The sequence below is a fragment of the Bradyrhizobium ferriligni genome, from assembly GCF_056837965.1.
On record NZ_JBXEJO010000008.1, the window covers coordinates 144,924 to 155,342 of the forward strand.

Here is a 10,419-nt window from a genome sequence, read left to right on the forward strand (position 1 = left end):
TCAATCCCATGCTTTCGGGCATGGAGTCGATCCGCACCCGTAATCCGCAGTCAGCCCTGATGTCGCTCGAAGCCGACGCGGTTTCGGCGCGCAGCGGTTTCGCCTGCCTGTTCTCGGACTCCAATGAATACGAGACCGCGCTGATCGCCGAACGGCGCGCCCAGGAGCGATACCAGCCGCCGAAGAGTCGCTGGCCGGTGGTGATGCTGGCCGGCGTGATGCTGATGGTCGCGGGAACGGTGCTGCTGCTCTCCTGACGTACGGTCACGCGGCCCGGGCCGCATCCTCCGTCTTGAAGTGGTCGATCATCACCTTGGCGATCGCCATCAGCGGCAGCGCCAGCGCCAGCCCCCAGATGCCGAACACGACGCCGAGCAGGATCTGGAACGCGAACAGCGTGGCCGGCGGGATGTCGAGCGCCTGGCGCTGGATGATCGGCGTCAACACGTAGCTTTCCAGCGCGTGGACGCCGAGGAACAGGATGAAGGCCGACAGCGCCGCGATCCACCCGGTCGCCAGGCTCGCCAGCACCACGATCAGCCCGCCGAGGATCGCGCCGACCGTCGGAATGAAGGCGAGCAGGCCGGCCTGGATGCCGAGGATGAACGAGCTCGGAATGCCGATGATGGCAAGCCCGATCCAAGTGACGAGGAACACCGCCGTCATCGTGATGATCTGAGCGATCAGCCAGCGCTCCAGCGTCTCGCCGATGCGGTCGACGATGACGGTCGCCTGCGCGCGGTACTTCGCCGGCGCGATGAACAACAGTCCGGCGCGGTAGATGCTTGGCTGAGCCGCAAAGGCGAGCCCGAGAAACAGCACGATGAAGAAGTTGCCGACGACGCTGACGGTGCCGAGCAGCACCTTCAGCGTCTGGCTGATGATGGCGCCGCCGCTGGAGGCCAGCGCGCCGGCGCCGGGGATGCCGTGGGACTGGGACGGCGCGGGTGTCGTCGTCGTTGTCGTCAGGGCGCTGCCTTCGCCCTTCGCCTCGCCGGCGGCATTGGTGAAATCGAGATAGCTGGTGTCGACCCCGTGCTGCTCGAGGAAGTCCTTGACGCTGCCGAGCTGTGATTTGATCGTGTTGCTCAGCACCGTGGCCTGCTGCGCGATCGTGGTGCCGCCAAGGAACACGATGCCGGACAGCAGCCCGGCCATCGCCAGGCAGACGATCGCGAGCCGCAACGCGTGGGGCAGCTTGGTCAGCCGGCCGAGCAGGGTGGTCATGGCATTGAGGGCGACCCCGAGCAGCATGCCCGCGAACAGCAGGAACAGGGTCGCGGCGAAATGCCAGGCGAAGGTCAGCAGGGCTGCGAACAGCACCACGCCGATGCCGCCGACGGCGATCGCCCATGCCAAGTCGTTGCGGGCCTGCAGGCGATTGTCAGCCGAGTCTGTCACGGGTGATTCCCCCTTCGCGACGGTCCGAAGCAGTCTTTGGCGAAAACCCCGCCGGGATCAAGCTGGCGTGAGCGTGCCGGTTTGCCGCTGACGCGCCGCGGCGCCGGGCGCGATTGGTGGGCATCTGGCCGGCTCTGGGTCCCGAGGGGCGCGAATCTGTGCAGGACTGCAAGGCCCCCTGTGCAGATATAGACAGTTGATCCGGCGGGAACTCGAAGGCATGATCGTCTCCGCAACGTCGCAAACTTAGAAGAATCATTGCGCGAGACTTCAATAATGAGACGGCCCGTGGTCGGCGTGATCGGAAACGCCCATCGCATCGAAAATCGTTTCACAGTCCAGATGGTCGGGGAGCGCAACCTTCGCGCGGTTGCCGAGGTGTCGGGCGCGGTGCCGCTGATGTTCGCGGGCAGCCCCGAAATCACCGAGGTCGGCGCCTTGCTCGACGTGGTTGACGGCGTGGTGCTGACCGGAGCCCGCGCCAATGTTCATCCGACGCGCTTCAACACCGAACCGTGTGCCGCGCACGAGCCTTACGACATCCATCGCGACGACGTCGCGCTGGCGCTGTCGGAAGCGTGCGTCGCGCGCGGCGTGCCGATCTTCGGCATCTGCCGCGGCCTGCAGGAGATGAACGTCGCCTTCGGCGGCTCGCTGCATCCGGAGATCCGTGAGATTCCGGGCCGCATGAACCACCGGATGCCGCGGCTGGAGAACGGCGAAATCCATCCTGACCCGACCGTTGTGTTCGCCGACCGTCACGACGTCGCACTGACGCCGGGCGGCGCGTTCGCAAGAATCCTCGGCCGGGAGACCATTCGGGTCAATTCGCTGCATGGCCAGGGCATCCTCGAGCCCGGCAAGCGCGTCGTGATCGAGGGCATCGCCGAGGACGGCACCATCGAGGCGATCCGCATCGCCGATGCGCCGGGTTTTGCGCTGGGTGTGCAGTGGCACGCCGAATACGATCCGCAGCGCAATCCGATCAACCGCGCCCTGTTCGAGGCCTTCGGCGACGCGCTGCGTGAGCGGCGGCGGGCGGCGTAGGACGGCTTCACCGCCATCGTCCCTGCGCGTCTAGTCGCGACGTCGTCTTCAAAAAGCGCGCTGTCGTCCCTGCGCGTCTAATCACGACGTCGTCTCCGGAAAATGCCCTGTCGTCCCTGCGAAAGCAGGGACCCATACTCCGCGGCGGTTGTTGTGAACGGGACTCGTCATTGCAGCACTGCTCAACAATGGCCATCGGTGGTTATGGGTCCCTGCTCCCGTGCGCAATTGCGCACTAGGCAGGGACGACACCGAATGTGTGGCGTCGTCTGTGAAGACGGTGACAAACAAGCCCAGTCTCGCCGGTTTGGGAAGCCATGAGAGACGCGGGGCGTTCCTTGGCCAATCCGCGCGAGCCGAGCGGCAGGCGAGTAGATCGTCCCCAAATCAGGGCGTCACGAACGCAAAGTGTGTTGTCCCCGCAACGTCGCAAGAGTTCCGTTGAGCATCGCACCTGTTGGGACTTCACTGTGCTGCGAATTCCCAGTCTAATAATGGCGGACCTGAGGCAAAGATTTTACCACCAAGACGTTCATTTGAGATCAGGTTCAGGAGGCCGCTGACCAGCGCCAGCGGCCTCTTCGTGTTGCTTCATTGATCGCAAATGCAGGTAGGGGCCGTCGCCGCGTCGATGGCGCGCAGGAAGCAGCACGTTATGGCATTAGCGCACTGACCATGGCCATGCCGACGGTTGCGGTTTGGCGGTGGCGTGCGGCCGCGCCGGGGGTGGCGCCGGCTTGCGCGTTTGGGCAACATTGGCCGACGGCCGCGGGCGCGGCAGTGGTATTTCCGGGGTTACCGTTGGCTGTTCGGGGCTCACCTTTGGCTCGGCGGCGTTGGCGATGACACCGGCCAGCTGTTCCTGGCTTGCGTTGAGCCGCTCGGTGACCGTCTCGCTTTCGCGCGCCAGCTGATTCTGGGTCGCCTTGATCTGGTCGATGATATCTTTGCTGCGCGCCATTTCTGCTTGGCTCGCCTCGAGTTGGCTTACGACGTTTTTGTGGTCGCGGACCAATTGGTCCTGCCTCACCTCAAGCTGTTCGACCGCTTGCCTTAAGGCAGCGAGATCGCGCGCCATCGGTTGAAGCTGCTGCGCCAAGTCGGAAGAAAGCGCGGCGGCAGTCGGCGCAACGTCTTTCGGCGCGGCGTCTTTCGGTGGGGTTTGCGCAGGAGGTGAGGAGTGCCCGGAGGGGGCCACCATCGCCTTATCAACGGGTGACGACCACCACCAAACAGCGCCACCAATGCATGCTGCCAACACCGTACCGACAAGAGCCAGGTGGCGCCAATCCGCCAATCGATGAATCGTTGCTAGCGGCGCGCGAAACGCCTTCATGGTGGTCGGCGGGTCGGAAGGAGTGACTCCCGCTTCGCGCGCGAGGTTCGAAAGCTGCTCTTCCAAGCTCGCGAGCCGCCCTTCCGCGCCCCTGTCATCCAGCATGGAATGCATTGTGTGCTCCGTATCAAATGCAAGGTCACCCGCCTTGAGAGCAGATCCGCTCCTCGGCGCGCTAACATTCAACGGGACCCGGATGGGTATTTGCAGCTTAAGCTTCCCAGGGATGAGGATGCGGCCTGTACGTCACATCGTCTTTCTTTTATCAGCTCACCCTTCCTGAACTGTCCTGGCGATTTTGACCGAGATATCGTTCGTCCGCAATCGGGAACACCGCTTGCCATGGAGCGCTCGAGCTCGTGGACCGGGGTGCTGTTCGGCCGCCTCACGCTATCGAGCGCGAACATCGGATGCCTCTCGGAGCTGAGGCAAATTGCGTCGAGGTATCGTTGGTCGGCGTTGAGAGCGTCACCAAGCGCCGGAGAGGGCGGGCTGGACCCTGAAACGCGGGGATGCGGAGCGTTCCATGTTCGGCAAGCGACCATGTCGGCATCCTGCAAGGCGCCTTCGGCCGGTGCCCGACTGTGGCGCCAGACATGTACCCCGGGGCCCTCACGCGCATTCTCGGTATGTTGAGTTGCGCTGCTGGCGAGAAAGTCCCGCTGGTCGACAGGTCGCAGCTGTTCTTCCGGTATCGAGCGCGCGCCGGAATCGGTCTTTCTCCGTACTAATACGGATACGAAAGTGGCGGATTGCAGCGCCGGACTCGGCTAAGCAACAGGGATATTTGCTCCGGCGCCGACGACCCTTTCCGAATACTGCTTTTCCTTTTCCATTTTCGGTGCAGCCGACACGAGGGGTTGGTCGGGATGAATTTGTCGGGCCGTCTGGCGATGGGGATGATGTTTCCCGTCGCCGCGCTCCTGCTCGCGCTGGGCTTCATCCATGGCGTGACCTGTCCGGGCATTCTGCTCGCGGGTGGCGCGGTTGCGGTGGTATTGATGACGGCTGAGGTGATTGCGAGATCGCTGTCCAGGACGCCCGCCCAACTGGTGCGGGCCGCGGAGGCGCTGTCGCGAGGCCAGCAGGTCTCGCTCGGCTCAAGCGATGACGGCGAGACCGCTCAGCTCGCGGCGACGCTTGCCGAATTGTCGGCCCAATTGGGCAGCAGGCAGCACCTGCTGGAGAAGACCGTCGAGAGCATCCGCGATCCGGTGGTGGTCGCCGACGAGCACGGGATGATCGTGATCGTCAACGCCGCGGCGCGGCGGCTGTACAGTGTCGAACCCGGTTTTGATACCCTGACCGGCGTTCGCACCTTCCAGAACTATTATGCCGACGGCGCCACCGTGATGCCGATCCCGGACACGCCGATGGCGCGTGCGCTGCGCGGCGATGACGTCGACGATTTCGAGCTGATCGTCAAACCGCAACCGCCGCAACCGGCCGTCTGTCTTGTCGTTAACGCGCGGCCGCTGCGCGACGATACCGGCAATCTGCGGGGTGCGGTCGCCGTGCTGCACGACGTCACCGCGCAGCGGCGGGCACACCAGGCGCTGGTCGAGAGCGAGCAGATGGCGCAGGCCATCGTCAGGACCGCGCTCGACGCCTTCGTCCAGACCGACCAGGACGGCTTCATTCTCGACTGGAGCCCGCAGGCCGAGGCGCTGACCGGCTGGACGCGGTCCGAGGCGGTCGGTTATCGGGTGGTCGAACTGGTGTTTCCGGAGGAGCTGCGCCTTGCGCACCGGCAGCGGATCATCCGCTTCCTGCAGGAAACCGCAGCCGGCGGCATGGGCATGCGCTATGAAACGGCGTGCCTGCACCGCGACGGTCACCGGTTCTATGTCGAGGTGTCGCTCAACGCGCTGCGCCGCGGCGATGGCTGGATCATCAATTCCTTTGTCAGGGACGTCAGCCAGCGCCGGATCGCCGAGGAGCAGTTGATCCAGGCGCAGAAGTCGGAATCGCTGGGGCGGCTGACTGGCGGCATCGCGCACGACTTCAACAACATGCTGACCGTGATCACCGGCACGATCGAGATCCTCGCCGACGGCGTCAAGGACAACCCGCAACTTGCCGCGATCGCCAAGCTGATCAGCGATGCCGCCGATCGCGGCGCGCAGCTCACCTCGAGCCTCCTGGCATTCGCGCGCAAGCAACCGCTGCAGCCCGCCGAGACCGACGTCAACGACCTGATCGGCGAGGTGGTCCGGCTGCTGTCGCAGACGTTGGGCTCGCAGACCGAGATCAGGACGGAGCTCGGCCGCAACGCCTGGCTCGCCTTCGTCGACCGCAGCCAGCTTGGTGCCGCGCTGGTCAATCTCGCCATCAATGCGCGCGATGCCATGCCTGACGGCGGCACGTTGAGCTTTGCGACCCGCAACATCCAGCTCGGGATTCCCGACGCCGTGGCGTGCGGCGTCGAGCGCGCCGGCGATCATCTCGTGATCGAGGTGACCGATACCGGCACCGGCATTTCGCCGACGCATCTGGAGAAGATCTTCGATCCCTTCTTTTCCACCAAGGAGGTCGGGCAGGGCGCCGGGCTCGGGCTCAGCATGGTGTTCGGCTTCGTCAAGCAAAGCGGCGGCGGCATCGAGGTCAAGAGCGAGCAGGGGCGCGGCACCATCTTCAGGATCTATCTGCCGAAGGCCGACGGCACCGCACAGCGCGCGACGGAGGAGGACGATCTGCCCGTCAGGGGCGGCGACGAGACGATCCTGTGCGTCGAGGACGACCCTACGATCCGGGACTATGTCACGAGCCAGCTCGAAAGCCTCGGCTACCACGTGCTTGTCGCGGCGAACGCGGACGCCGCGCTCGAAATCGTCAAACGCGGCACCGCGTTCGACCTTCTGTTCACCGATATCGTGATGCCCGGCAGCATGAACGGCCGGCAATTGGCGGAGACACTGATGGCGGGGCGCCCGGCACTGCGGGTGCTGTTCACCTCGGGCTACAGCGACGGCGTGCTGCCCGCACAACAGGGGCGCGGCGGCCACGGCATTCCGCTGCTCACCAAGCCCTATCGGCGCGGCGAGCTGGCGCGGATGCTGCGGCGCTGCCTTGATCTTCAGGTCGACTTTCAGGGCGATCCGGTTCCACAGCCTTACTCGGTACAGCCCGATCTCGAGCGCTTCCTGCGCGAGAATCCGCCGGGGAAGACGTAGACCGCGGCGTGGCCTGGATGCCACCGGGTCCGCAACGCACGGCCCGATGATAAACTGCACGAAATCCGTCATCCTTGATGCGGCCGCTGGGTTTCGCTTCGCTCGACCCAACCTACGCGCTAAGCTCCCGCGACAAGGCGCGGCCGGTCAACGGCCCGATTTCAGGGAGTATGGAATGCAGGACCGCAAATGGTCGAGGCGCGACTGGCTCAAGGCGACGGCGGCCACCGCCGCCGGCATGGTATTCGCGGAGCCGCTGCGCGCGGCGCCGCCGCCGGCGGAAGCGGTGACGCCGGAGCTGATCGCAGCAGCGAAGAAGGAAGGCAAGATCTCGTTCTACAGCGCGCTGGAACTGAACACGGCCGAGCGTCTCGCGCGTGACTTCGAGCAGAGATATCCCGGGATCAGCGTCCGCGTCGAGCGCTCCGGCGCGGAGCGCATTTTCCAGCGCATCGCGCAGGAGCAGGGCAGCGGCATCAATGCCGTCGACGTCGCCAATTCCACCGATCCCGCGCATTACCTCGACTGGAAGAAGAACGACTGGCTCGCGGCCTATGTCCCGGAAGACGTCGCCAGGCATTTTCCGGCCGACCAGATCGATCCCGACGGCACCTCGGCGACATCCTGCGCCTGGTTCGAGGTGATCGGCTACAACACCGAGCAGGTGAAGCGCGAGGAGGCGCCGAAGAGCTACGCCGATTTGCTCGATCCCAAGTGGCGCGGCAAGATCGTCAAGGGCCACCCGAGCTATTCCGGCGCGATCATGACCGCGACCTTCGTGCTGGCGCGCGATCTCGGCTGGCCGTATCTGGAGAAGCTTTCGCAGCAGCGGGTGATGCAGGTGCAGTCGGCGGCCGATCCACCGAAAAAGATCCTGCTCGGCGAGCGCGCGGTGATGGCCGACGGCAACGACTATAACCTCGTGCTGGCCAAGGATCAGGGCAAGCCGGTCGAGGTGGTCTATCCAACCGAAGGCGCGCCACTGATCATCGTCCCCAGCGGCATCTTCAAGAACGCGCCGAACCCGAATGCCGCGCGGCTGTTCCAGAGCTATTTCTTCAGCGCCGAGACCCAGCAGATGCTGGCCGACGAATTCGCGCACCGCTCGTTCCACGCCAAGGTGAAGGAGAAGGCCGGGCACGTGCCGCTCGACAAACTGAAAATGCTCAAGGCCGATCCTGCCCAGGTGCAGGTGCAGTCCGAGGAGATCAAGGCGAAGTACGCGAAACTGTTCCGGGTGTAGTTCGGTCCCCCGTAGAATGGGTAGAGCGAAGCGAAACCCATCGCCTGTGCAAGGGCGAGGTGATGGGTTTCGCTGTGCTCTACCCATCCTACAGATCGCGCTAACCTCCCACTTCCGCGCTGAGCATCGGCCCGAACAGCTCCCATCGCTCGCCCTTGAGTCGTCTGAGCTGCATCTGCTTGATCGGCGCGAAATCGATCGGGCTGGTGTTCATCGTGATGCCGGGAAGCAGGTTGGTGGTCCGGAAGGCCTTCAGGCTGGCGGCCTGTTTCATCACGTTGGCGCGCGTGAGATCGTCGCCGCACTGCTTCAACACCTGAACCAGCGTCTGGGCGGCATTGTACCCTGTCATAATCAGGCTGTCGGCCCGATTGCCTTCGGGGAAATATTTGGAGAGATATTCGTCGAACGCCTTCATGCCGGGGTCGTCCTTCCATTGCGGATCGAGCGGATCCATCAGGTAGGCTACCGAGATGATGCCTTGTGCGTTCTCGAAGCCGGCAGGCTGGATCACGGCACCGAGCGAGGAACCGACCGAGTTGAGGATGTGCAGAGGTTTCCAGCCGATCTCCGCCGTCTTCTTGATGGCCTGCGCCGCGAATTTCGGTGTGGCTATGTCGACGAATACATCGGCATTCATCGATTTCATCTTGACGATGTGCGTGTCGATGGTCGGCTCGGCCACCTCATAGGCATCCTCGATGACGATCATCGACGCCGCCTTGTCGCCGAGGCCGTCCTTCAGGCCCTTGAGATAGTCCTTTCCATAATCGTCGTTCTGGTAGAGGACCGCGATCCTGCCGTTCGGCTTTTCCTTCAATATGTGCTTGGCGTAGATCCGTCCCTCGCTCTGATAGCTGGGCTGCCAGCCCATGGTCCACGGGAAGTTCTGCGGATCGTTCCACTTGGTGGCACCGGTTTGAATGAACAGCTGCGGTACTTTCTTCACGTTCATGTATTTCTGAATCGCGCCGTTGGATGCCGTGCCGAGAGAGGCGAAGATCAGCAGGACCTCGTCGCCTTCGACCAGCTTGCGCGCCTGCTCGACCGTCTTCGGCGGACTGTAGCTGTCGTCGTAGGAGATGAAGTTGATCTTGCGGCCGTTGATGCCGCCCTCGGCGTTGATCTTGCGGAAATAGGCCGCCTGGGCCCGTCCGCTGGTGCCATAGGCCGATGCCGGCCCGCTATAGGGCATGATGTTGCCGATCTTGATTTCAGTATCGGTTGCGCCGGTGTCGTATTTCTTCTGGGCAAATGCGCTGCCAGCACAGACAGCGAGAATGGTGATGGCGGTCGAAAGCGCCGCCATTCGTCGAGCGACGAAAGACATCTCGTTTCTCCCCATGCGGAAAAATGAATGCGTGTTTTATCGGAAGCCGCTTTCGGGCCCTTGCCGGCAGTGAACACCCGAGCCCAGGCGTTGTCGATCCCGGAAACACAACCTTGTGTGCGGTTCGCATCACGTCATCAGGTTCGTCAGCGTTGCTGACCGTAGTCTTCCGGGCTTTCTGGGATCAGGCCGCGCGCATCGATCGCTGCGCGCGATAGGCCTGCGGCGATGTCAGCGTGAGCTTGCGGAAAGCCTTTCGAAAGCTGCTCTCGTCCTCATAGCCGGTGGCGCGGGCGATCGCCTTGATCGGCTGCGCCGTGGTCTCCAGCAGCGTGCGGGCGTGCTCGACGCGGCGGCGCATGATGAAGGCCTGCGGCGGCTCGTGGGTCAGTTCGCGGAAGCGGCGGTTCAGCGTGCGTTCGCTGAGGTCGAGCGCGTGTGCGAGGCCGCGCACCGTGATCGGGGTCTTGCCGGTGCGGCGTACCAGCATGTCCGCCTTGATCAGCAGCGGATCCTGGCCGAGCATGTAGCCGAGCGGCATGAAGATCGCCTGGGTGCGCTGCGCGGTGTCGATCACCGCATAGTCGGCGCAAACCTTTGCGACCTCCGCGCCTTCGACAAGCTCGATCAGCCGCAGCAACAGATCGACCCACGACATCGGGCCGGCGGCGCAGACCAGGCGATCGGCCTGCGTGATCACGGCATCGCCGGCGAGATCGACCTTGGGATGGCGGCGGCGAAGCTCACTCTGCAGCCACCAGGTGATGGTGGCGCGGCGGCCGTCGAGCAGGCCGGCATTGGCGAGCAGCAGCACGCCGCTGCAGAACGCGCCGATCAAGCGGCCGCTGGCATGCTGCCGGCGCAGCCAGGCGCCGGCACGGTCATATTG

8 protein-coding genes are annotated in these 10,419 nt (G+C 64.2%); 4 read left to right on the forward strand and 4 right to left on the reverse strand.

Annotation, left to right across the window (positions count from 1 at the left end; genetic code table 11):
- Nucleotides 1–20: 20 nt before the first annotated feature.
- On the forward strand, nt 21–257 hold the full coding sequence (locus AC1VNY_RS06880) for a hypothetical protein (protein WP_482404613.1): 237 nt from the start codon (nt 21–23) through the stop codon (nt 255–257).
- A gap of 7 nt (nt 258–264) precedes the next feature.
- Here the strand turns inward: AC1VNY_RS06880 and AC1VNY_RS06885 are convergent, their stop codons facing one another.
- Nucleotides 265–1,401 (reverse strand): AI-2E family transporter, encoded by a 1,137-nt coding sequence (locus AC1VNY_RS06885; RefSeq protein WP_482404603.1) that lies wholly within the window; start codon nt 1,399–1,401, stop codon nt 265–267.
- Nucleotides 1,402–1,677: 276 nt separating this feature from the next.
- Here AC1VNY_RS06885 and AC1VNY_RS06890 point away from each other — a divergent pair, with 276 nt between their 5' ends.
- A complete protein-coding gene (locus AC1VNY_RS06890; protein ID WP_411780337.1) occupies nt 1,678–2,448 on the forward strand; it encodes a gamma-glutamyl-gamma-aminobutyrate hydrolase family protein in 771 nt (256 codons plus the stop codon).
- A gap of 661 nt (nt 2,449–3,109) precedes the next feature.
- Here the strand turns inward: AC1VNY_RS06890 and AC1VNY_RS06895 are convergent.
- Nucleotides 3,110–3,898, reverse strand: a complete 789-nt coding sequence (locus AC1VNY_RS06895) for a hypothetical protein (protein WP_482404604.1) — start codon at nt 3,896–3,898, stop codon at nt 3,110–3,112.
- Between the two features lie 755 nt (nt 3,899–4,653).
- Between AC1VNY_RS06895 and AC1VNY_RS06900 the strand changes: the two genes are divergently transcribed.
- A complete protein-coding gene (locus tag AC1VNY_RS06900; protein WP_482404605.1) occupies nt 4,654–6,957 on the forward strand; it encodes a PAS domain S-box protein in 2,304 nt (767 codons plus the stop codon).
- A 175-nt stretch (nt 6,958–7,132) separates the two neighbouring features.
- Nucleotides 7,133–8,200, forward strand: a complete 1,068-nt coding sequence (locus AC1VNY_RS06905; RefSeq protein ID WP_482404606.1) for an ABC transporter substrate-binding protein — start codon at nt 7,133–7,135, stop codon at nt 8,198–8,200.
- 100 nt (nt 8,201–8,300) lie between these two features.
- On the opposite strand, the gene AC1VNY_RS06910 is transcribed toward AC1VNY_RS06905, so the two are convergent.
- Complete coding sequence (locus AC1VNY_RS06910; RefSeq protein WP_482404607.1) at nt 8,301–9,530, reverse strand: ABC transporter substrate-binding protein; 1,230 nt, start codon at nt 9,528–9,530, stop codon at nt 8,301–8,303.
- Between the two features lie 184 nt (nt 9,531–9,714).
- Nucleotides 9,715–10,419, reverse strand: a 705-nt coding sequence (locus tag AC1VNY_RS06915; RefSeq protein WP_482404608.1) for a GlxA family transcriptional regulator, incomplete at its 5' end; no start/stop codon positions are given.